At 46.8% G+C, this 22609-nt stretch carries 20 protein-coding genes and 1 pseudogene; 15 read left to right on the top strand and 6 right to left on the bottom strand.

Going from position 1 to position 22609, the window contains the following annotated elements; all coding sequences use genetic code 11:
* Positions 1-85: 85 nt before the first annotated feature.
* From nrdG to G7035_RS10090, 3 genes are all read right to left on the bottom strand, one after another.
* A complete protein-coding gene (gene nrdG / locus G7035_RS10080; RefSeq protein WP_016822771.1) occupies positions 86-583 on the bottom strand; it encodes an anaerobic ribonucleoside-triphosphate reductase activating protein in 498 nt (165 codons plus the stop codon).
* Positions 580-2529: an anaerobic ribonucleoside triphosphate reductase gene (locus G7035_RS10085; protein ID WP_019688885.1), complete on the bottom strand. Its 1950-nt coding sequence runs from the start codon at positions 2527-2529 to the stop codon at positions 580-582. Before G7035_RS10085 ends, nrdG begins: the two co-directional genes overlap by 4 nt.
* Positions 2530-2821: 292 nt before the next feature.
* Positions 2822-3292: an AbrB/MazE/SpoVT family DNA-binding domain-containing protein gene (locus G7035_RS10090; RefSeq protein ID WP_017428580.1), complete on the bottom strand. Its 471-nt coding sequence runs from the start codon at positions 3290-3292 to the stop codon at positions 2822-2824.
* 231 nt (positions 3293-3523) lie between these two features.
* Between G7035_RS10090 and G7035_RS10095 the strand changes: the two genes are divergently transcribed.
* Both G7035_RS10095 and G7035_RS10100 read left to right on the top strand, forming a co-directional pair.
* Positions 3524-6445, top strand: coding sequence for a glycoside hydrolase family 3 protein (locus tag G7035_RS10095; protein ID WP_019688883.1), 2922 nt, complete (start codon positions 3524-3526; stop codon positions 6443-6445).
* A 66-nt stretch (positions 6446-6511) separates the two neighbouring features.
* Positions 6512-7009, top strand: coding sequence for an Rrf2 family transcriptional regulator (locus tag G7035_RS10100; protein WP_019688882.1), 498 nt, complete (start codon positions 6512-6514; stop codon positions 7007-7009).
* Positions 7010-7096: 87 nt separating this feature from the next.
* Here G7035_RS10100 and G7035_RS10105 read toward each other — a convergent pair whose 3' ends face one another.
* On the bottom strand, positions 7097-8188 hold the full coding sequence (locus tag G7035_RS10105; RefSeq protein WP_017428583.1) for a diguanylate cyclase: 1092 nt from the start codon (positions 8186-8188) through the stop codon (positions 7097-7099).
* 222 nt (positions 8189-8410) lie between these two features.
* Between G7035_RS10105 and G7035_RS10110 the strand changes: the two genes are divergently transcribed.
* From G7035_RS10110 to G7035_RS10125, 4 genes are read left to right on the top strand one after another with little or no spacing between them, the layout of a single operon-like run.
* Complete coding sequence (locus tag G7035_RS10110) at positions 8411-10045, top strand: spore germination protein (protein WP_016822777.1); 1635 nt, start codon at positions 8411-8413, stop codon at positions 10043-10045.
* Between the two features lie 43 nt (positions 10046-10088).
* Positions 10089-11264, top strand: coding sequence for a Ger(x)C family spore germination protein (locus G7035_RS10115; protein ID WP_017428584.1), 1176 nt, complete (start codon positions 10089-10091; stop codon positions 11262-11264).
* Positions 11265-11288: 24 nt separating this feature from the next.
* A complete protein-coding gene (locus tag G7035_RS10120) occupies positions 11289-12398 on the top strand; it encodes a GerAB/ArcD/ProY family transporter (protein WP_019688881.1) in 1110 nt (369 codons plus the stop codon).
* Positions 12395-13501 carry a GerAB/ArcD/ProY family transporter gene (locus G7035_RS10125; RefSeq protein ID WP_017428586.1) on the top strand — a complete coding sequence of 369 codons (1107 nt, stop codon included), beginning with the start codon at positions 12395-12397 and terminating at the stop codon, positions 13499-13501. The genes G7035_RS10120 and G7035_RS10125 overlap by 4 nt, the downstream gene beginning before the upstream one ends.
* Here the strand turns inward: G7035_RS10125 and G7035_RS27985 are convergent.
* On the bottom strand, positions 13430-13780 hold the full coding sequence (locus G7035_RS27985; RefSeq protein ID WP_479687400.1) for a YczF family membrane protein: 351 nt from the start codon (positions 13778-13780) through the stop codon (positions 13430-13432). The two genes, G7035_RS10125 and G7035_RS27985, sit on opposite strands and share 72 nt — an antisense overlap.
* 145 nt (positions 13781-13925) lie before the next feature.
* Here G7035_RS27985 and G7035_RS10130 point away from each other — a divergent pair, with 145 nt between their 5' ends.
* From G7035_RS10130 to G7035_RS10155, 6 genes and pseudogenes are all read left to right on the top strand, one after another.
* On the top strand, positions 13926-14321 hold the full coding sequence (locus tag G7035_RS10130; protein WP_013373543.1) for a Fur family transcriptional regulator: 396 nt from the start codon (positions 13926-13928) through the stop codon (positions 14319-14321).
* A complete protein-coding gene (locus G7035_RS10135; RefSeq protein ID WP_019688880.1) occupies positions 14297-15136 on the top strand; it encodes a response regulator transcription factor in 840 nt (279 codons plus the stop codon). Before G7035_RS10130 ends, G7035_RS10135 begins: the two co-directional genes overlap by 25 nt.
* A gap of 142 nt (positions 15137-15278) precedes the next feature.
* Positions 15279-15692 (top strand): BlaI/MecI/CopY family transcriptional regulator, encoded by a 414-nt coding sequence (locus G7035_RS10140; protein ID WP_016822782.1) that lies wholly within the window; start codon positions 15279-15281, stop codon positions 15690-15692.
* A gap of 3 nt (positions 15693-15695) precedes the next feature.
* A complete protein-coding gene (locus G7035_RS10145) occupies positions 15696-16556 on the top strand; it encodes a M56 family metallopeptidase (RefSeq protein WP_016822783.1) in 861 nt (286 codons plus the stop codon).
* A 119-nt stretch (positions 16557-16675) separates the two neighbouring features.
* Positions 16676-17082: pseudogene (locus G7035_RS10150) on the top strand (DoxX family protein).
* Positions 17083-17240: 158 nt separating this feature from the next.
* Positions 17241-19229 (top strand): methyl-accepting chemotaxis protein, encoded by a 1989-nt coding sequence (locus G7035_RS10155; RefSeq protein WP_019688879.1) that lies wholly within the window; start codon positions 17241-17243, stop codon positions 19227-19229.
* Positions 19230-19316: 87 nt separating this feature from the next.
* Here G7035_RS10155 and G7035_RS10160 read toward each other — a convergent pair whose 3' ends face one another.
* Positions 19317-20303 carry a DMT family transporter gene (locus G7035_RS10160; protein ID WP_025366067.1) on the bottom strand — a complete coding sequence of 329 codons (987 nt, stop codon included), beginning with the start codon at positions 20301-20303 and terminating at the stop codon, positions 19317-19319.
* A 180-nt stretch (positions 20304-20483) separates the two neighbouring features.
* On the opposite strand from G7035_RS10160, the gene G7035_RS10165 reads away from it, so the two are divergent.
* From G7035_RS10165 to G7035_RS10175, 3 genes are all read left to right on the top strand, one after another.
* Positions 20484-21341: a LysR family transcriptional regulator gene (locus G7035_RS10165; protein ID WP_016822786.1), complete on the top strand. Its 858-nt coding sequence runs from the start codon at positions 20484-20486 to the stop codon at positions 21339-21341.
* 69 nt (positions 21342-21410) lie between these two features.
* Positions 21411-22124, top strand: coding sequence for a pirin family protein (locus G7035_RS10170; RefSeq protein ID WP_019688878.1), 714 nt, complete (start codon positions 21411-21413; stop codon positions 22122-22124).
* Between the two features lie 15 nt (positions 22125-22139).
* Entirely contained in the window at positions 22140-22478 is a 339-nt protein-coding gene (locus G7035_RS10175; protein WP_019688877.1) for a hypothetical protein, read from the top strand.
* The last annotated feature ends 131 nt before the right edge of the window (positions 22479-22609 follow it).

Raw genomic sequence — 22609 nt, forward strand, 5'->3', positions numbered from 1 at the left:
GTTAGTTATATGCAAAAAAGACAAGCCCAACCCATCGTGGGGAACTTGTCTTTGGTATAGCATCTTGCTAAGTAGAACATCGCCTTTAAGCTAACGAAACGGTGTAACCTGCTTGAGTACTGGCTTTCACATCTACCAGGCGCTGATTACGGCTGCCCCGAAAGGGGAGGGTCAGATCTTTTTGCTGTTCAACAAAACGGCCATCTACAATCACGTCACACAATAGCGCCAGCTCCTGTCGCTCCTGATCCATGAGCAGATCTTCGTAGACAAAGCCTGTGTAGGCCCAGACGGTTCGGTCGGGACAAGCCGCGCGGAAGTCACGTACAAATTGCGAGCATTCTGCTGCTGAGAAAAAAGGGTCTCCCCCGCAGAGAGTCAATCCGTCCAACAGCGGATTATCCATGATATCACGGATGACCTCCTGTTGACGCTCGGGCGTGAATGGCTCCCCTGCGCGGAAGTTCCACGAAGCTGGATTAAAGCAGCCGGGACAGGCATGGCGGCAACCACTAATGAATACAACGGTGCGCAGGCCGTATCCTTCATTCAGAGATTCTGGAATATAGCCGCACAAATTCACTTATGCTTCACCCGGTCGCGAACTTCGGCTTGCTTGGCAGCATTAAAACGAACGGTATAATCACCTGTCAGATATCCGGTTACCCGACGTAAACGCTGAAAGTGCGTGTGTTCCTCATCTGTACCGCATTGAGGACAGCTTGTCCCGATAATCCCTTCATAGCCGCATTCCGTACAACGATCCACCGGATGGTTGATGGAGAAGTAGCCAATGTTCTGATGCAGCGCGTATTGAACAATTTTAAGAAACGCATCCGGGTTATTCCGCGCATTACCGTCCAGCTCAATGTATGAAATTGCACCCGCATTACATAGATTATGGAACGGAGCCTCCAAGCTGATTTTACGAGCAGCCGGGAGCTTGTAATACACCGGAATATGAAAGGAATTCGTGTAATATTCCCGGTCATTGACCTCAGGAATAACTCCGAAGTCACGTTGGTCCAGCAATGTGAACTTGCCCGACAACCCTTCGGCAGGTGTCGCGAACAATGTAATATTTAGATTGTGGTGTTCACTCATTCGATCACAATACACGCGCATGGAGGTGATGATTCGCTGTGCTTCACGGTATACAAAATCATCCTCTCCGTGGTGTTTTCCGTATAATGCTTTCATACACTCAGCCAGCCCGATAAATCCGATCGAAAGCGTACCGTGCTTTAGGACGCTTCCCACCTTCTCATCAGGTGCCAGTTCTTTTCCGCCTTCCCATACCCCTTCGCGCATCATAAAGTCCGAGGCTTTGGCTGGCTGGCTGGTCTGGATATGATAGCGATGGATTAGACCGTCCACTGCAATTCGCATAACCTCTTCCAGTCTCGCGTCAAAGCGGTCACGGTCAGGTGTCAGACGCTTGCCTGTGCAAATACCATATTCAATCCCGAGCCGTACCAGATTAATAGTATTAAATGAGAGATTGCCCTTGCCGCTCTGGCGGTTTCTGCCGAAACGGTCAGAAATGGTACGGGTACGGCAGCCCATCGTGGCAATGATGGTATCCGGGTCATCTGCGCGGTAAAAAGGCAGATTGAAGGTAGCATCCACATTCACAAAGTTGGGATACATCCGCTTACTGGAGCATTCTACCGCTTTTAAGAACAAATCGTAGTTGACATCGCCTTCTGCCTGGTTGACTCCTTTTTTACATTGGAAAATATGTTGTGGGAAAATAGGAGTTTCCCCGCTGCCCAGTCCGCGAATCGTGGCTTCCAGCAGCGATTGCGAAACAAGCCGACCTTCAGCAGACGTACACATCCCGTAATTCAGTGAAGTGAACGGAATTTGCCCCCCTGCCCGACTGCTCATCGTGTTCAGGTTATGAATGAGCGACTCGGCGGCCTGCCGGGTTTCTGTTTCCGTTTCCTCACAGGCAAATGAGTATGAACGAGGGCAGACTTCTTGCAAATGGGTATTGGCTAAATGCAGTTCGTCATCAGACCAGTTGGAGTCTATTTCTTCCTTGAACAACCGGAGTCCTTTGCGCAGGTGCTTGCGGAAGGAACGAGCAACGTATGGAGCTAGATCCCAATCTATTTTATTGGCAGAGACACCACCAAATTGGCTATTTTGTTGAGACTGGAATATGATGGCGACCAGTGCCATAGCAGACATAATTGTTTGCGGTGTGCGTACAGAGCCATTGCCTGTATTGAAACCGTCTTGTAGCAAACGACCAAATGGGATAAAGATACAATTTGTAGTTCCGAGCGCATATTGGTCCAAATCGTGAACATATACATATCCATGGTCAATCGCGTCTGTTAATTCAGGCGGAAGTACACGCAGGCGCGCATACCATTTGGCATATTCCGAGCCAAGCTTGCTCATTTTGCCGCTGAACGATTCTCCATTTAAATTTGCATTCTCCCGCAGCATGTCCAGATCTTGTGCCCCAATGACTCGCTCACCGATGTCGTATAATTGATGTTCCTCCAGCACCTTCATCGTAAAACCCTCCATATAGTAAAAAATATATATTTTTCACAAAAACAACATATTGATGATATCTAGTGATAACCAATTGTTTCGATCTATATATTGTATATACGTAGACATTGAGAGTATGTGACTATTGTCACATTGATAGAGGCGGGAAGCAGGAAAAGGCCAGGTATAGAATAAGGGACACATCCACAGATATGCACCTTACTCTACACCTGGCCATTGTAGTTACAGTGAAATAAGTAGGTTTTCGAGTACATCGTATATGATATTGGGAAAAAAATTTTTAGAAGGTTTAGAGCAGCTTTTTCAGTTGGGACACACGGCCTTGGGAAATATCGAGCATTTCTGCATACACTTTTTGTGGCAGGTTCGGATGTTCCTGAATCAGCTTGCGGAGCTTTTTTACCATTTCACCTTGTTGCACTCTGGAATGCTTGGGCTGCCAGGTAGTGTTGGCTTGGTTCGATTTGGTATGTTCTTGAGCCTGGATGGCATCATTGCTTGTGGCATGTACATGTTCATCGTTCTTTAATAACTGGATGCAATCAGCGCAAATAAAGCTGTCCCGAAAATAAGTTAAATGATCCACTGCGCCGCAAAATTTGCAGGAGACACCCGTGTATTTCCTTAATACAAATCCTTCTTCATCTACGAAGAATTCAAGCGAATCACCGATATTGATATCCATAGTGGTGCGCATTTCCTTAGGGAGTACAATTCGCCCCAGCTGATCCAGAGGCCGTGTCATTCCGGTATTTTTCATCAGCGCTTCCTCCTTCAATGATATATCCTGATTATACCAAAAAATATCATTTTTAGCTTTATATAAGAAAAAGAAATTGTAACTTTTTTCTCGTATGCCGCGGTTTGTATTTCATCCAATTTAGGATGTTTTCGGTATTGTTGCTGGTGTACTCCTTTTTCGTTATGATATATTAAAGCGCTTTCGTGCATAACTTTTTATCATCTTAATGAAGCTAAGGAGATGACGGATTTGAGTCATGAAACAACGGGTATCGAATATTTATTTCAAGATCCGAAGATTCAACTAGATGAGCGTGTACGGGATCTCGTGTCGCGACTAACCTTAGAGGAAAAGATCGAATCTATGCTGCAATACCAGCCGGCCATTGACCGTTTGGGAGTTGCAGCATACAAGCACGGTACGGAAGCGGCACACGGGATAGCCTGGTTGGGAGAGGCCACTTCATTTCCTCAGCCTGTGGGTTTGGCCTGTACTTGGGATACGGAGTTAATGCGTCAGATCGGCTCTGTTATTGCAGATGAGGCGCGTGTCTACTATCGTCGTGATCCAAAATTGAACGGTCTTACCCTGTGGGCGCCTACAGTGGATATGGAGCGTGACCCAAGATGGGGAAGGAATGAGGAGGCCTACGGCGAAGACCCGTATTTGACGGGAGAATTGTCGAAGGAGTTAGTCAAGGGGATCCAGGGTGATCATCCGGTATATTTGAAAGCGGTTGCGACGTTAAAACATTTTCTAGGTAACAATAATGAAGTGGACCGGGGTATTGGCTCCTCCAGCATAGACCCACGAAACCTGCGAGAATATTATCTAAGAGCATTTGAGAAGCCTTTTACGGAGGGCGGAGCCCAGTCGATGATGACTTCTTACAACTTGATTAACGGAACGCCTGCTACGTTATACCATGGTGTTAACGATATTGTCAGAGGCGAATGGGGAATGGACGGCTTTGTCGTAAGTGATGCGGGTGATGTGATGGGGATTGTAAACGACCATCAATATTACGATTCCCATACGCCGGGCGTGGCTGAATCTATTCGTGCAGGAATTGACAGCATTACCGATGATGCAGAGCTCTCCAAGCAGGCGATTCGAGAAGCTTTGGAGCAGGGCTCGCTACAAGAAGAGGACTTGGATCGGGCATTGTTCCATACGTTCCGTGTTCGTTTTCGTTTGGGGGAATTTGATCCGGCGGCAGACAATCCCTATGCCTCCATCGGGGAGGAGGCGTTAATGACAGAGCAAGCCCGTGAATTGTCGTTGCGTGCGGCGAGGGAGCAGATCGTACTGCTCAAAAATGAGCAGGAACTTTTGCCATTGAACCCTGCCCAGTGTGGCAAAGTAGCGGTCATTGGTTTACATGGCAATGAGGTGTTCCGCGACTGGTATTCCGGTACGCTGCCTTACCGGGTTACACCGCTGGAGGCGATTCGTGCCAAGCTGGAAAGCGGGGGCGCGGAGGAACGTGTCGTGTACTCCGATGCCAAAGATCGTGTGACCTTGACGGCATCGACTGATGGCGCGAAGCTCATAGTTAATTCTTCTGGCGATATGCGCTTGTCCCAGGATGGAGAGCCAACGGTATTGACCGTGACAGATTGGGGCTATGGCAGCGTAACGCTGCATGATGAACATCTGGGTACCTATGTGACGAGCGATGAGGAGACGCTTCGTGTGACAGCTGCTGAAGCGTATGGCTGGTATGTTAAAGAGGTCTTTGGACTGACTCCTGTAGAACAAGGAGAGCATCTGTGGACCACGTGGAATGGTAAGCGAGTGATCGCAGGAACGGAAGGCTCCTTAAAGGTGATGGAATCCGCAACTCCTGCATCTAACGTCACAGACTCCGACCGTACGACTTTCCGTATTGAGACGGTATCGGATGGCTTAGCGGAAGCGATAACCGCTGCGCAAGCGGCAGATACAGCGATTGTATTCGTTGGAAATCACCCGCTCATTAACGGAAAGGAAGAGAATGATCGCCCAGGCTTGGAACTGGCTGCTTCCCAGCAGCGACTTATCGAGGAAGTATATCGCGTCAATCCGAATACGATTGTGGTTCTGACGGGCAGCTATCCTTTTGCGATTCCTTGGCTTCAAGAGCATATTCCAGCGATCGTATATACGTCTCATGCGGGACAAGAGCATGGTACAGCCATAGCGGATGTATTGTTTGGAGATTACGCACCCGCAGGGCGTCTGAACATGACCTGGGTTCAGAACGAGGATCAATTGGGTGATATCAGGGATTATGATATTATTCGTGGCGGTCGTACCTATCAATATTTTGAAGGTGAACCGTTATATCCATTTGGACACGGGCTAACGTATTCGCCATTTGAATATAGTGATCTGCATACAGACGCCCATAAGGATAACGTTAAATCTATGGCTACACTTGACGCCGCAGATACTATCCAGGTGTGGGTAGATGTGACGAATCGAGGGGAAGCTGCTGGCGAAGAGGTTGTACAACTGTATGTACGCTCTGAAGCCTCGCGCGTAAAGCGCCCGTTGAAGACACTGTGTGGATTTCAACGCATTCGCTTGGAGCCAGGTGAGACGCGAACGGTCTCTTTTACGGTTCGGGTAAAGGATTGGGCGATTTGGGATGTCACACGGGATTGTTATTGCGTTGAATCGGGTGAATATACACTGCTGGCAGGTGCCTCCTCAGCAGATATTCGATTGGAGCATCCTGTGTATGTACGAGGTGAAGTTATTCCACCACGGCAAGCTGGACCAAGGATACGAGCTGAAAACTTTGATGATTGCTTCGACATCCTGCTGGATGAAAGCAAGGAGCAAAAGGAGGCTTGTGTACGTCCGCGTTCAGCGCAACGTTCTGGTTGGATTGCTTTTCATGGCGTAGACATGAATACGGTGAGTGTAGCCGAGTTTCAGTGCCGTGTGTCAGGCAACAGCAGTGATGCAGCCATTGAACTGCATTTGGATGGGCCAGACAGCCAAGCTGTGGCACGCATCAATGTGGGCAATACAGGAGGGGCACAAGCATGGGTGACACTCTCGGAAAAGGTACAGTCAGCCTCCGGCATCCGGGATGTTTATCTGTCACTTAGTGGAGAAGTACGACTAGGTCATTTTACTTTGGGCGCTAGGGATCCAGAGGGTTCCGGCTTTCAGGCTTGAACTTACATCTGACATCACGTACAATGCATTCAACGAAGTTTCTACAGCTTAGGGGTGTCATCTCATTTGAATAATGAAAAAAGACTACGCACCGCAACGCCCAAATGGCTTGGAATTGCGGTAAAGGCGCTTGTCTATTTAGAAAAACACGGAGAGCTTTGTGCCAGCGGTTCTATTGCCCGCTCCATTGATTGCGAGGTCACTTTGGTGCGCAGAGTGCTGACACGGCTTGTGCAGGCTGATTTGATTGCAGCACGTGAAGGGCGCGAGGGAGGTTATGTGCTTACCCGTTCGGCGGATCATATTACACTTGCTGATATATACCACGCCATTGAAATATGTGATCCCATTTTCCCGGGGATGATGCATGAACCGGAGACGAACCCTTTTTGCGGGGAGTTGGCGATCGCCGTATCTGAGATTTTAGCTGAGAGTGAACGTCGTATGCTGGAAGTATGGGAATCTCATACGCTTGCTTCGCTCGCCAAGCGTACATCACTTGTGGTGGGGAATTGCAATCATACTGAAGATAAGGATGCCAAGTCACCTTCCCCAAGGGATTAACATCTTTTCATTTAAAAGGATAATAGCCGATACGATCCTCAAGAGAGGGTTGTATCGGCTATTTCTGTGTAAAGGTCATGCCTCAAATTATATTTCATAGGAGCAAACCCGATTACGTCCTGCTTTTTTAGCTTCATATAGTGCTTTATCCGCCTGTTCCAGCAGGGCTGCTCCGGATATATCTTCTCCTGTACCAGGGAAGGTGGTCACGCCGATGGACACGGTAACTTTAAGAATAAGTCCGTCCGCTAAAACAAACTCGTACTGATTTACTCCGCTAAGAATCTGATTAGCTATGCGTAGTGCTTGCCGAAAAGCACAATTCGGCAATAGTACGGTGAATTCTTCTCCCCCGCTGCGGGTGACTACATCATTAGTACGGCACTTTTCCATTAAAATCTGCCCAAGCTGACGCAGCACTGTATCGCCTGCGGCATGTCCGTAGGTATCGTTGACTTTCTTGAAGTGATCAATATCCAACACCAGTACAGATAAGTGCTCATGACGTTGACGAGCTTGAGGGAGCTGTTCTTCCAATGAGAACTCAAGCTGTCTTCTATTGCTTAAATTAGTGAGATGGTCTGTGTAGGAGGTATGCTCCAGTCGAAGTAACAGCTCATTGGATGTGTTGATAGATTCAGCAATGAGGTACAGAAGACATCCGCCGACCATGGAAATGAAGAATTGGAGCGGATACACGTGCAGAACATCATCGAGATTTTTCAAATTTATCATAAGGGGACAGAATATAATGCCCAAAGCAAAAACATTCATCATAATCAGCTTGGGTAAACGCGACCAGGACAAATGTGACAGTACAGCACACCCCAGACCAGCGAGCAGTATAAAAATGGCGCCTACGATGGCTTGAGTGTTGATACCAAACAGCAATAGTCTGCCTAAACATATAAAAAGCGTTGCCATAAGCGCAGCTGGGGCGCCGATATAAGTTGCGGTAGCTACGATAGCCAGATGTCGAAGATCAGCGATGGTATTAAATCCTACTGGAATGGAGTAGTACATGATAACAATGCCATAGCACCCAAAAAGAGCGCCACCAATCCAATGTACCTTATGCGTTAAGGTGTGTAGACGGATTTTATACCTTTGTGAAACAAGACCGGTTATGTACAAAAAGGTGACAAGGATACAGGTATTTACAAAAAACGTACTAAACAAGATGTTAACCCTCCCGAGAGGCATATTCCTTCATTTTATCAAAAAGAACTGACATTAGGCTTAAAAAATTAAAAATTTATTCAAATTTATTACGCTGGGTTTGCTTAAAACGTTTCGATCGAGTGCTTGGTGCATAACTGGGAACAGATTGAGCATACTCCAAAGATACATTAATTAGGAAATAGGTAGTGTACTGTTGCCATTTGGAGAGGAGGTTTGCTCATGATTCGCTATCCCTATCGCAAACATAATAGAAAATCGGGTGTGGATAAGAAGAATGGAAATTCTCCGCGCTATTTAAAAATCGAGGCTTGTTTGGAAACCAACTTGCAGCAAGTTAAGGAGTTGACGTCAGATAGCCCAGACTTTCTGATTCGCCGCTTTAAAGTGGGCCTTAGGGCGGATGTCCCCGCCGCTATTGTGTTTCTAGATAGTATGGCCAAAACGGATACGGTGAATGAACTCATCATGAAATCCATGCTTAGCCGCCCATCTGCTGAGGTAGCTGTGGAGGTGGAGAGCGCAGAGGCGCTGTACACAAAAATACAGAGTCACGCGCTTGCACTTGGAGAAGTGAAGGACTGTGATGATTGGAATTCCATGATGAAGCAATTGTTAATGGGGGACACAATCATCTTATTGGAAGGCTGCGAAAAAGCCATTGCGTGCGGTACACGTGGGGGAGAGACACGCGCTGTCAGCGAGCCAACAACCCAGACAGTCGTCAGAGGACCAAAAGATGGATTTGTGGAATCTCTGTTCACGAATATTTCTCTGGTTCGGCGACGGATTAAAAGCTCTGATCTTACACTGGAAATGTTTCAAGTGGGAAGCACGTCTCTCACGAATGTGGCCATGCTATACATGAAGAATATTGCGAATCCACGTGTCGTAGAGGAGGTTCGTAAACGGATAGAAAGCATCAACATTGACGCTATATTTGAGTCCGGCATGGTTGAGGAGATGATACAAGAAAATCATTTCACACCCTTCCCAACGATCTTTAACACGGAAAGACCTGATACCATCAGCAGCAATATTATGGAGGGCCGAGTGGCGCTTATTATAGACGGAAATCCGTTTGTATTGGTGATGCCCACAGTGTTTGCTCAATTTTTCCAGAACTCTTCGGATTATGAAGAGCGTTACGATATGGCGACTGTTGTTCGGCTCATTAGATATATCAGCTTCATTATTCTTATTCTAGGGCCTTCTCTCTACATTGCTTTAACAACATATCATTATGAAATGATACCGACTCCATTGCTGATTAGCATATTAGCTCAGCGGGAATCCGTTCCTTTTCCGGCATTTCTAGAGGCGTTAATTCTGGAGATCACCTTTGAGATTTTGCGTGAGGCAGGTATCCGAATGCCGCGTGCGGGTGGCCAAACGGTATCCGTTATAGGAGCGCTTGTGCTGGGTCAAGCGGCTGTGGAAGCCGGAATTGTCACCCCGCTACTCACGATTGTAGTAGCCCTGACGGGGATAGCCAGTTTCGCAATCCCAGCCTACAACATGGCAGTAGCCGGGAGATTGTGCCGATTTATTTTCATGATCCTGTCTGCGTTCATGGGCCTATACGGCATTACATTGGGGCTGATTGCGCTAATTGCTCATATGAACAGTCTGAGTTCCTTCGGGGTGCCCTACATGGCGCCTTTTAGTCCTTTTGTGCTGGAGAGTCAAAAGGATGCCGTATTGCGACTCCCATTCTGGATGATGAAGAAACGTCCTAAAAGCATTACGTCTAAGAACCAGAAACGAATGAAGGATGGAAGCGGAAATTCCCCTTCGGATAAAACCACGCCGATGCAGGAGGGGGGCAATCAGGGTGTATCAGGGGAAGAGGAATGAACAAAGTGCTGTAACCTTTAAGGGGAGAATAGGAGGACTGTGTTTGGTCTTGCTTCTGTTCGCTCCATTGTTATCCAGTTGCTGGGATTCTGTGGAGTTGAACCAGCGAGCCGTAGTAGCGGGAATAGGAATTGATATGGCGGGGGAGTCAGAATATGAGGTCTCCCTGCAGGTGATCGTGGCAGATGAAATCGCTGGAGCCAAAGCGAGAGGAGATACCCCTGTCGTTTTGTATCGGGAAAAGGGCAAAAGTCTGTTTCAAGCGATTCGCAAAGCTTCACAGAGGATCCCACGGACTATTTCTCTGGCGCATGCTAGATTGGTCGTCATCGGAGAAAAGCTGGCACGGCATGGAATTGGCGATACGCTGGATTTTCTGGAAAGGTATACGGAAACCCGTCTGACGATGAAAATGCTGATAGCACGCGGTGAAACTGGAAAGGATGTACTGGCAACCATGACTGCGATCGGCCGCATTCCCGCTAATGATATTTCAGGAAAGCTGGAATTATCTCAAAATTTGTACGCTGGGGATTACGCGGTGAGTGTCGATGATGTCATTCGCAGCATGTCCAGTAAAGGGAGTGGTCCTGTGCTTACGGGCGTAGAGGTGAGCGGCAATTTGGAGCAGGCCTCACGGAAGGACAATGTGGACAATGTCTTACCGGAAGCAGTTGTTCACATTAATGGGATGGGAGTATTCCAAAAAGATCGTCTTGTCCGCTGGTTGGACGATGGCCAAGCAGTTGGACTGTCTTTGATTAATAACAAAGTGAAAAGTGCGGAAACAACAATGAGTTGTGATAAGAAAGGGGAAACCGTTAGTATTGAAACCTTGTTCTCTAAAACCCATATAGACAGTCAGATGGAGCGAGGTGAGCCTGTTTTTGTAATTCATTTGAAGCAGACCGGAGCAATACAGGAAGCTGAATGTTCCATTAACCTGAAAAGTTCAGAGGTTATCAAACGATTGCAGGAGCAATGGGCAGAGGAAACGAAACGCGTCATTTTATCAACCGTCAAAGAGGTTCAGCGTACTGGCAGCGATGTGTTCGGCTTAGGTCTTGCACTTGAGAGGAGATACCCAAAACAATGGAAAAGGCTCTCTTCCGATTGGAGCCGTTATTTTGCAGAAAGCACCGTTCGTGTTCAGGTGACTTCGGTATTGAAGCATACACAGTCGCGAACCAACCCGTACTCAAGGGGAGAAGCCGACTAGTGAAATCAGGAAGGGGGGAAGGCGATGAAGAAGACACAGATAAGTTCAAAAGAAATGATCTCTCTCATGGTGCTGTTTGAATTGGGCACATCCATGATGTCTATTCCCGGTAGGGATGCGGGTAAGGATGTATGGATCGCCATCCTCATTTCCACGATTGTTGGGGCATTGCTTTTTGTTTGCTATGGCAGCCTGCACCGACGTTTTCCTGATTTGCTTATGACACAATACTGCAGAGCTCTTTTGGGCAAGAAAGCAGGGAGCGCGCTTGCTTTTTTATATATCGTGTTTTTTCTCTACGGCGGAGCACGGGATCTTAGGGATACGGGGATCCTGATTGCTGACCGTACACTTCAGCATACGCCGTTGACAGTCATCTGTGGCTTAATGGTTGTACTTGTCATGTATGTGGTGTATTTGGGAATTGAGGTTGCAGGCCGGACGGCCATTATCATGTTGATTTTGCTACTGCTGCTGGGTCTCGCTACTAATATGTTGATTTTGTTGGCAGGCATTGTGGATGTGGGCAATATATTGCCCATAGCCGAGCATGGCTGGCAGCGGATATGGCAAGTAGTTTATTCGCAGGCCGTAATGCTACCGTACGGCGAGATGGTTACGTTTGCGATGATTCTTCCCACCTTAAAAAAAGGCTATCGTGCCAATGGGGTAGGGGTCTCTGCTATATTGTTTGGAGGGCTACTCCTGTCTGTTGTTACGCTGTCCAATGTGCTTGTACTAGGAGAGGACGTGTTCAAACGGGCGACTTATCCCCTGCTTACTATGATCAGCAAGGTCGAAATATCTGATTTTATCGACAGAGTCGATGTGATCGGCGTGATGAGCGTTATAATTTTTGATTTTTTCAAAATCTTCATCTTTTATTATGCCGCAGTTAAAGCGGCAGAGGATGTATTGAGAATATCCTACCATAAACTGATTCTGCCATTTGGGCTGATCATGTTAGTCTCTTGTGTATTAATGGCACTGGGTTATCAAGATCACCTTGAAACAGGCGAGTTTGTACTGAAATGGCTGTTTCCGATATTTGCCGTGTTTTTTCCACTCTTACTTCTAATTGTATCGTGGCTGAAAAAGACCCGGAATAAAAAAATAGAGGAGAATGCCCCATGAGTCATCGTCTTGCCAATAAAACATACATCAGTACCGGACAAATGCTCATTCTGATGTTCCATTTTATTCTAGGAAATGCAGTCATTATTAATATGGATAGTGAATATGAACGGAATACTTGGATTGCTCAGACTATTGCTATGCTGGTCGGAATGGTATTGTTCCGGATGTACACCTACACGGCAGAGAGATTCCCCGGCCAAATGTTGACTACCTATGCTCGTCAATTGGTAGGGAATAAGGGTGGAACGGCAATAGGGGTACTGTACATTCTGTTTTTTTTGTATTTGACCAGTAGAAATTTACGTGATGAGACTGAACTGGTTCGTGTGTCTGTACTGGAAAAAACACCGAGCCTAGTCGTGGCTTTTCTGATGATTCTCTGTGCAATCTATGTCCTCTGGCTTGGCTTTGAAGTACTGGCCCGTACGGGGCAGGTGTTTTTTGTAGTAATCCTCATCGTTATGCTTTTGGGAAATACATTATTGCTCTTATCGGGCAGTGTTCATCTTGAAGAACTGATGCCCGTCATGAGTAAGGGTTTTAAACCTGTACTCATGTCAGCCCTAAGGGATCGTTTGGCTTTTCCTTTTGGTGAGCTGATTTGTTTTATGATGTTTGTCCCTTCTGTAAAAAGGCCTTCACAGATCACCAAAGCTGGATATATAAGTATTTTAGCTGGAGGCACTATTTTAGTTGAAGTCGCAATATTAAATGTAACCGTGCTGGGGACCGATATAACAGAGCGTTCTATTTTTCCATTATTAAGTACATTCCAGAACGTGCAGCTTTCGGAATATGTGCAGCGTCCAGATGTTATTGTACTGATGTCCATTATTATCGGAGACTTTTTTAAAGTGGCCTTGTTTTCTTATGCAGCAGTGTTGGGGATATCGGATATATTTGGTTTACCGTACCGAAAAGTGCTCTTACCTTGCGGTATTATTGTTTTACTATGGTCACAGATAGGGGCAACAAACCTGAGTGAGCACTTTGAATTTGGACGACTGTCCCTCATCTATGTTCATCCATTATTTGTTTACGTTATTCCTTGTTTGTTCTTCCTGCTGGCTCTCTTGCGGAGAAGCAGAGGAAGAAGTTGAAACTTTGAGGAAACGTGACCATTGTGAGAACAGGAAGCGAAATGCATTTCCTATTGGCTTTTTGCCTACATTTATAAGGAGCACCATGAGCATTCCCACCAGCACAATATATTCTGATGGTCGCATCGTGCGAAAAGCCAATGAAACAGGCTCCCAAGGATGATGAACACCAAAAAGCCACTTTACCGACACACTTGTCCCAAGCATTAGTAGCATAAAAAGTATGAATATCCAAAGTGTTTTCATCAAACATCCCTCCATGAGCTGAATGTATATCATGTATACATTGTGTTGCAAAGCGGCACAATTTATCCGATCTCATTGACTTGAAATAAATTAAGATTTATACTTATTCTAAATTAATTTTTATTGTGATTATAAGTTTGTAATAAATATAATCTGCGTTGGTTAAGGGAGATGCGGTATGAGAACTTTAAATTTAACTTCGCAGCGCCAAGCGGTATATGATGTGGTCCGTGAGGCCCACGATCATCCTACCGCTGCCGATGTTATGAATCGGTTGATGGAGCGCGGATATAATCTGGCCTATGGAACGGTCTATAATTCATTGCGTTATTTAACGGATAAGGAATTAATCCGTGAGCTGAAACTAGGGGAAGCTGCTAGTCGTTATGATGGTCGGATGGACGATCATCAGCATATTATTTGTCAGGTATGCGGCCGAGTAGATGAAGTGATGAGTGAAGTCCCACACGATTGGATTGATACGGTTGCGCATGAAACGGGATATACGATTGCCCATGCCCATGTCGTATTCGGAGGAGTGTGTAAGGAATGTCAAAGCAAGCGAATCAAGTAACGAATCGTATTAAAGTAGCTGACATGCCTAGACGGGTGAAGGGCAGTTGGACATCGATGTTGTCTGCCCCGTCTACACCTGCGGTGCAGACCGTTCCTTCTAATGAACCTTTGTATTGTCCGACCACGCGTCGCATCATCCTGATCAGTTCCGTACCGGGTGTAGTCCACGGTGTGGTGCGTACGTTGTCAGATGCGTGTTTTGACGTAATGGTCTTCCATCGCTGGGAGCCTGAAGTGCAGCGTCATTTGGGGAGCGACCTCTTGATTTACGATTTGACCGCCACTGATCCACGGCGTGAATTGCTGAGTATCCGCAATGATCTTGAGCATGAATATATGAAAGACACACCAGTCATGTATGTGGTTCAGGATCGGATGTCTTTACGTGCGCATGAGCTGCTTCCTTCGGAAGAGGTACTGATATGGCCACTAGCATCCAACCAAATGGTGCATGACATTGAGCGGATGATTGTGCGTCATCCGGTGATTTCCCGCCAGGCAGCGCAAACCAGTCAGCGTACGGTGTTCAAGGATATCTGGATTGACCGTGATAAAATGTTGGTATATAAGGAAGAGAATCCATTGAATCTAACCAAAACAGAATACGATTTGCTATTGAAGCTGATAGATTCTCAAGGAAAAGTGATCTCGCGCGAGCAAATGATGCATGATATCTGGGAAACCGATTTTGTCGGCGGCAGCAATGTTGTGGATGTGCATGTCAAAAGTTTGCGCAAGAAGCTGGACGATCGACCTGCGGAGCCTGAATATATAGCAACCGTAAGAGGTGTAGGATACAGATTGGCAGATTAAACGGAAAGTTATGAATATCGATAAATTCCGCCGGATGGATACCATTCGGCGGTTTGTATATGGTGCTTAAAGCTGACACTAGGTGTGACAGTTGACTTTATCAGGATACATACACTACAATCGGTAGTGTGAGGTGCTTCTTATGAAACGACTGAATTTTAAAGCTGGCGAAACCGGACTTAACCGATTTTTCGGGCCTCTGGAAGCCAAAATCATGGATATTTTATGGTCCACTTCGGATCGGAGTATCAAAGAAGTGCAGACCGCATTGGAGGGGGATCGGGACTTTAACTTCAATACGGTAATGACCGTGATGAATCGTTTAGTGGAAAAGGGGATTTTGAGCAAAGGTATACGCGGGAGAACGTCCTTATACCGTCCTGTTTTAAGCAGAGAAGAGTTTATGGATGAGCAATCCAAAGAGCTGAGTCACGAACTGGTGGATGAATTTGGTCCGCTTGCTGTCAATCATATGATTGATGCTCTGGAAGTAGCTGATCCGATTTTGATTGAACGTTTGGAACAAAAAATTAAACAATGGAAAAAGGATATGTAGACGATGTGGAAAACACGTTCTAAATTACTGTTTACAGCAGGCGCCTTGATTTCGGGTTTTGCCCTTATGCAGATGGGGATGTACGCCGGGCAGCATGTTTTCGGCTGGAAATTGAATTTTAACGTGTTTCAAATTTGCAGAAGTTTGTTGCAGCACTACGGAATCGGCTACATGGTGGATGCGCTCAGTGGACTGGTTTTTGTAACCTTCGGTATCGCCGGAGGAGAAGCAGTCAGACAGTGCATGGCTACCAGGGCGGCTTTCCGCAGACTGCATCGAATGCGCGACCTGCCGTTGACCGAAGCACTGGGTGAGCGATATCGCGAACTCGGGACCGATCGAATTTGGGTCATTGATTATGCCAAGCCTGCTGCCTTCACAATGGGTTTATGGAAGCCGCGAATTGTATTGTCCTCTGCACTGTTGTCCGTACTGGACAAGCATGAGGAAGAAGCGGTTATATACCATGAAGCCTATCATATGAAGCATTATGATCCATTGAAGACCTGGTTCCTGCAAATGTGCGCTACACAGCTGTTTTACTTGCCGGTGCTACGTCACATTACCAACCATTACAAGACGGCCCGTGAAATCTTGGCGGACAACGAAGCGATTCATCGAGCCGGTTCACCGGTTGGAATTGGGAGCGCATTGCTCAAGCTTCTGAGTATGACACCCGCTAATGCCCGTCTGGTAAACTCCGCCGCTTGTTCCTCTTTTGCAGAAACGTCCATTAATTATCGGATCTCACGTATTCTAGACCCTCAACAAAAGCCGACCATTCAGATGCCTTGGCGTTCGATTATGTTTTCAGGCTATGTACTCGTCATGCTAACGCTTATGTTTACACTGGCGTTAATCTAGTTTGGCAATATGTATCATAGAAGGTGGCGCCTTGTGCGCTACCAGTTCTTGATATGTATAACACTACATTTTGTAGTGTTAATTATCTAATCGGTATACAACTTAAAGGAGATGAGCTTATGAATCAAACGCTTGCGAATATTGGATTGTTATTGGTACGAATTTTTACAGGAGTTATTTTTATCGTTCACGGTGCACAAAAGTTTCAGGGACTAGACGGAACCTCCGGCTTCTTCCAGAGCCTCGGACTCCCAGGCTGGATGGCCCTGTGGTCGCTACGGTTGAGTTGGTTGGAGGGATTGCACTGGTTCTGGGTATTGGAACACGACTGGCTGGAGCAGCATTGACCATCGTAATGATCGGAGTATTGCTGACTGCAAAAAAAGGACAACCTTTTGGCTCGATTGAATTTGATCTCCTGATTTTATTTACCAGTCTTCAGCAAGCCCTTGTCGGTGGACGCTTTCTGGCGGTTGATCAGTTGTTTGGCCGTAAAAAGGCTGAAAATAGTAACGTACAGGTCTAAATATTCATATAACCGCGTCCTTAGTCTCATAGGGCGCGGTTTTTGTTTTGCTCCTTTGTGAAATTTTCTTGTAAATCATTTGCTGCTTTCAACCGATATAACTAACATTGAATGTAATACAAATATATCGCTTTTTAAGCAAAGGGGAAGAAAGATACATGGGAACAAGGCGAAAGAGAAAGACAATTTGGACACTCAGGAACAAGTTAATTTTAGGTTTTTTGCTTGTTTTGCTGATTCCGAGTTTAAGTATTTCCATTGCAACCTATAAATCATCATATAATGCTATGGAGAAACAGCTTTACAGCAGTGCAAATCAGGGGGTAACGACAGCTAACTCCGTGATTGAATATGCAATCGCCAGTAAAATTGAAGATGTGCGATATTTGGCGGAACGCCTCGACGGTTCGATGATTGATGGTCGAAATAGCCCCTTGATTGAGCCCAAGTTGATCCAATACAAGGGCTTGCACGAAGATGCTACAGATATTTTTGTCGGTACACCAGAGGGCTTGATGATCCGGGGGGTGCCTAAGGAGGATGAAGGAACATTTGACCCTCGCACACGACCATGGTACATAGAAGCGATGAAGCAGCCCGGTAAGGTTGCAATTACGCCTGTTATCATCAATTCATCGGGTATTCCTGTTGTTGTAGTATCTCGGACGCTTTCCGACCAGTCTGGAGTTATCGGGATCTCTCTGAATCTGGAAAGTGTACGTAAACTGGCCTCCATCAAAGTGGGCCAAGAGGGGTATATCATCATTTTGGATCATTCGAAGAAATTCGTGGTCCATCCTACGGCTAAAGCGGGTTCATCTCCTCAGGAGAATTCGCTTGATAAGTTGTATACTGCGCCGAGCGGGAATTTTAAATATATGCATGAAGGTCGCGAGAAATATTTGACTTATGTAACGAATGAGGATACCGGCTGGAAAATTGCAGGTACCTTCTATCAATCCGAGATTAACGATGCCACCGCTGCCATGCGTTATGTAACTATTTTCGTGCTGGCTGCCTCGTTGGTAATTGCGCTTATCGCGATTTTTCTAATTACCCGTTCTGTTCTGGTACCGATTCGTAAGCTGCAAAAATCAGCAGAACGAATCAGCGAAGGAGATTTGACGGGTGATTTGGAAACTGGAAAAACAGATGAGGTAGGTGAACTGTCTGCTCACTTTCAAACCATGGTGGATAGTTTGCGCACGATGATTCGAAGCGTACGCGAAACGACAGATCGGGTAAGTTCTTCAGCGGAGGAGCTGGCTGCTGGTGCAGATCAGACGACCCAAGCTATTGAGCATGTTACTATTGCTATTCAGGAAGTGGCTGTAGGCAGCGAACGTCAGTTACAAAGCGTCAAGCATGGCTCTGTGAGTATGGAGGGACTGGCTCAGCAAGCAGCGGATGTATCCGAGCGTATGGTGGGTGTATCTGAACATGTGAAGATGAACGCCGAGTCAGCACAGGAAGGTAGCAAGGCTGCTACGCAGGCTGTACAGAAAATGCATGATATCGACGAGACTGTTCATGATCTTGGACAAGCTATGGACTCCCTGAGTGAGCGTTCCGGTGAAATCGTGAATATTATCAGTGTTATATCTGGTATTGCCAAACAGACTAATTTGTTGGCATTGAATGCATCCATTGAGGCCGCACGCGCTGGGGAACATGGCAAAGGATTTGCCGTGGTTGCTACAGAGGTACGCAAGCTGGCTGAGGAATCTGCCAAATCGGCTACCTTGATTTCGGAGCGCATTGAAGCGATGCAGGTGGATATGAACCATGCTTTGGGCGCGATGCAACAAGCGCGGGCACGGGTGACGGAAGGTATTGATTCGGTAACCACATCCGAGCATTCCTTTGCGGAAATCAGTCAGGCTGTCGAACGCGCGATGGGGCATATCCATGATATTACTGGAGTGACTCAGGAAATGGCACGGGGGACTGTAGGCGTCGCAGATATTATGAGCGATATTTCCCACATCTCGGACGAGGCAGCGAGCAACACCGAGTCGATCTCAGCGGCGGCTGAGCAACAGCTGGCTTCCATCGAGGAAATTGCTTCATCCACAGCAGACCTGAGCCAAATGGCAGAGGAGCTGCGCGAATTGGTTGGACGTTTCCAGGTTGAAAAAAAATCCTGAAATGATAAAAAGCGCCCGGATACCGGAGGTTATATTCCGTATCCAGGCGCTTTTTTTGATGTTTTATCATAATTTTGGTTCGCAGGGTTAGAAGTCACCGTTGAACGACTTGCGGCGATTCAGACGGAAACGGGCACCCCGTGAGCTGTTGGACGGACGCAGAGAGCTTCTCTGAAACATATTGTTCAGAATAAGTGCGAAAATGACCAGTACAGTCCCGTACAGTTCAAAACGGCTAATGGCATAGCCTTGGAAATACATAAGTACCAGCGTGGTAATCGGTACAAAATTAATAAATAGAATACCGTTTAGCGGAGACAGCTTGCGGATTCCGGCATTCCAACTCAGCAAGGCCGCTAGCCCTGGAAGCAGGATCATAAAGCTCATTTCGTATTTGACTGACCATACGTGCTGCCAATCCGGCACTGCAATCCAGTTGAAAGCAGAGGCAAAGGTCACGACTACAAAAGAAACCAGAGTTCCAAGCAGGCAGGTCAAGGTTGAATATCGAAGAGTAGACCACCCTGCAAAATGACTGCCTCCCATGGAATATACGACCCAACCGACGACACCCACGAAAATAAGCAGCAGCGCCAATAGATGTTGTCCGGCAAGCGTGAAAAAGGTCCATTTGCCGTTCGTGATAACCAGTAATGCCCCAGCCAGCGCAATCAACATGCTGATTAATGTATATTTTGGAGGCATTTTACGGGTCATGATCCACACCATCGCAATGGAGATCATCGGCATTAGCACTTCCATAATAGCAGCTACAAGGGTACCTGCTGCCCCCATCGCGTGCTGTCCCTGGAAAACGGCCATATTATAAATGGTAAATCCCATAGTTCCGAAGAACAATAACACCTTGCCCTTGCCCTCAAAGCGAAATGCAGTCCGTCCCTCTTTGAGCCACAATAGCACTATTAATATGAGTGTAACCGATAAATAGCGCAAAAATGAAAAGTACAGTGGATTAATATGCTGTAATGCAATGTGCGAAACCGGAAACATCGCCCCCCAGGACATACTGGCGATCAGGCATAGTAAAGATCCGGTCATGATCTGTTTGTTCATGCTGTACAAAAGCTCCTCCTTGCCGGTCTCAGCGGACATATCTTATGGACACATCATAAAGGATAGGAAGCTGTTGGTAAAATGATTGAAAATAAACATTATGATCATTTAAAATGATGATAAGTGACAAGGCGCGTCAATTTTGGTGGTCCTTGCCCTTCACAATAAGGGGGAACAGTAGTGGATCTGAACGATTTAAACATTTTCCAGACGGTGGCTGCACATGGCAGTGTCAGCAAGGCTGCAGCTGAGCTTAGCTACGTCCAGTCCAATGTAACGGCCAGAATCAAGCTGCTGGAAAAGGAACTGCAGACGCCTTTATTTTATAGACATAAGCGGGGGATGATCCTCAATGCTGAGGGCAAGCGTCTGCTGCAATATACGAAAAGCATTTTATCGCAATTTGAGGAAATGAAGCATGCGTTTCAGAACACCTCTACACCTTCAGGGGTGCTGGAGATTGGTATCGTGGAGACTGTCATTGCCCTTCCGGCCATTTTACATGCTTACTACAGTAAGTACCCGGATGTCGAATTGTCCCTCAAGGCCGGGGTTACGGAATCACTGGTGCAGGAGGTTGCAGAAATGCGACTGGATGGAGCCTTTGTAACCGGACCAGTCAAGCATCCGCTCATTGAACAGTTTGATGTATTTCAGGAAAAGCTGGTCCTCGTATCTCAAGGAAATGACTTTTCGGTTGACGATTTTACAACTCGTCCGCTCCTGGTATATAAAAAAGGCTGCGGATATCGGGGAAGACTGGAAACCTGGCTCAAAATGGAGGGGATTATCCCCAAGCGGATCATGGAGTTTGGGACATTTGAGACGATTATCGGCAGTGTAGCGGCAGGCATTGGAATGACCGTCTTCCCCGAATCCTCGATCAGCGGGCTGGTGGCTCAAGGTCTTGTGTGCGGTCATGCCATCCCAGAGCCTTACAATGAAGTGACAACGGTGTTTATCCGCCGTAAGGAGGCCTTCGTTACCAGTACCTTGCAGTCTTTTATAGATGAAATTACTACTCAGACAGAAGCGTAGCTTTATCGCTTGGGCTCGGGTACAATGAGAGGGATTTGATCTCATTGTTCATCCTGAAGGAGGGCTATTATGTTTACAATATATCCGGCTGCTTCCCGATTCAGCTTCGATAAGGGATGGCTGCGGGGGAGCCACAGCTTTTCATTCGCGGAGTATCAGGATGAGAACAATACAGCGTTTGGTCCTATGCGTGTCTGTAATGACGATGTTATCACACCGGGCCGGGGCTTTGGGGCGCATCCGCACAGCGATATGGAGATTGTCTCCATTGTGTTGTATGGGGAGCTGCGTCATGAAGACAACCGTGGACATGTGGCGGTGACCCGTTTTGGAGGCATTCAGCGAATGTCAGCGGGCCACGGCATCATTCATACGGAGCACAACGCTTCGCAAACCGAGGATGTCAGTCTGCTGCAATTGTGGTTTAGTCCGCACACGAGAGGATTGCAACCTTCCTATGAGACTACAGCGTTCAATACGGAGCGTCTGCATGGTCAGCTTCTGCCTGTCGTTGCTGGAAAGCGTGTACCAGGCACGGAGGGTGAAATAGCTTCAATCAATCAGGATTTAACGATTTATTTAAGCAAGCTTCAGCCCGGGGAACAAGTAGAATTTACACAGGCCGAGGGTCGGCGCGTGTTCCTGTTCGTCATCGAGGGCTCACTGCGTGTCAACGGTGAGCATCTTCTGCAAGAGCGAGATTCTGCTCGTATAGAGGAGGAGCCGAAGCTATCACTGAAGGCAGAGGATTCTGTTTTTTATATGTTGATTGATTTGCCCTAAAAGGAGGTGCGCACAATGGCGCAGCAGGAAACATGGCTGATCAAGCATGCCGTCACAGGGCGAAGCTTTGCTGACAGCCGCAAGCAGCGTTTCGATTGTCGTTTGGAATCGGCGGACGGCGTGTTTCGCTTCACGCTTCAAGAGTTGCCGAGTGAGGCAGCGGAGGCGATTGTGCGTTTCAGCGAGGAGCTGAACGTATTTCGTTTTGTAACACCCGCAGATGGCGGATTCGTGGTAAAGCATTGGTATTACGTCACCCCGGAAAGTGTACAATATCATGCTCAGATCGGCGAGCTTACGTTCGAAGCCGGTTCTGAGATTGAATACCATCCCGAGGAGTATTGGGGAGATTAAATCTTCTTGATCATAAATGTTCGGATGTATAATTGATTTTTGAAGGCTCTGCATCATTGCAGGGTCTTTTTGTTATGTGTTCAAGATGGTGAGTTCATTGGATACATAATCCTTTGCAGGCTGGTACATCC

The sequence above is a fragment of the Paenibacillus polymyxa genome (assembly GCF_015710975.1).
Taxonomy (GTDB): domain Bacteria; phylum Bacillota; class Bacilli; order Paenibacillales; family Paenibacillaceae; genus Paenibacillus; species Paenibacillus polymyxa.

Coding starts and splice junctions, on each gene's coding strand:
- G7035_RS10085 (WP_019688885.1), bottom strand. CDS start 2,529: ATGAAGGTGCTGGAGGAACATCAATTATACGACATCGGTGAGCGAGTC.
- G7035_RS10090 (WP_017428580.1), bottom strand. CDS start 3,292: ATGAAAAATACCGGAATGACACGGCCTCTGGATCAGCTGGGGCGAATT.
- G7035_RS10110 (WP_016822777.1), top strand. CDS start 8,411: ATGATTCGCTATCCCTATCGCAAACATAATAGAAAATCGGGTGTGGAT.
- G7035_RS10120 (WP_019688881.1), top strand. CDS start 11,289: ATGAAGAAGACACAGATAAGTTCAAAAGAAATGATCTCTCTCATGGTG.
- G7035_RS10125 (WP_017428586.1), top strand. CDS start 12,395: ATGAGTCATCGTCTTGCCAATAAAACATACATCAGTACCGGACAAATG.
- G7035_RS27985 (WP_479687400.1), bottom strand. CDS start 13,780: ATGATATACATTCAGCTCATGGAGGGATGTTTGATGAAAACACTTTGG.
- G7035_RS10130 (WP_013373543.1), top strand. CDS start 13,926: ATGAGAACTTTAAATTTAACTTCGCAGCGCCAAGCGGTATATGATGTG.
- G7035_RS10135 (WP_019688880.1), top strand. CDS start 14,297: ATGTCAAAGCAAGCGAATCAAGTAACGAATCGTATTAAAGTAGCTGAC.
- G7035_RS10140 (WP_016822782.1), top strand. CDS start 15,279: ATGAAACGACTGAATTTTAAAGCTGGCGAAACCGGACTTAACCGATTT.
- G7035_RS10145 (WP_016822783.1), top strand. CDS start 15,696: ATGTGGAAAACACGTTCTAAATTACTGTTTACAGCAGGCGCCTTGATT.
- G7035_RS10155 (WP_019688879.1), top strand. CDS start 17,241: ATGGGAACAAGGCGAAAGAGAAAGACAATTTGGACACTCAGGAACAAG.
- G7035_RS10160 (WP_025366067.1), bottom strand. CDS start 20,303: ATGAACAAACAGATCATGACCGGATCTTTACTATGCCTGATCGCCAGT.
- G7035_RS10170 (WP_019688878.1), top strand. CDS start 21,411: ATGTTTACAATATATCCGGCTGCTTCCCGATTCAGCTTCGATAAGGGA.
- G7035_RS10175 (WP_019688877.1), top strand. CDS start 22,140: ATGGCGCAGCAGGAAACATGGCTGATCAAGCATGCCGTCACAGGGCGA.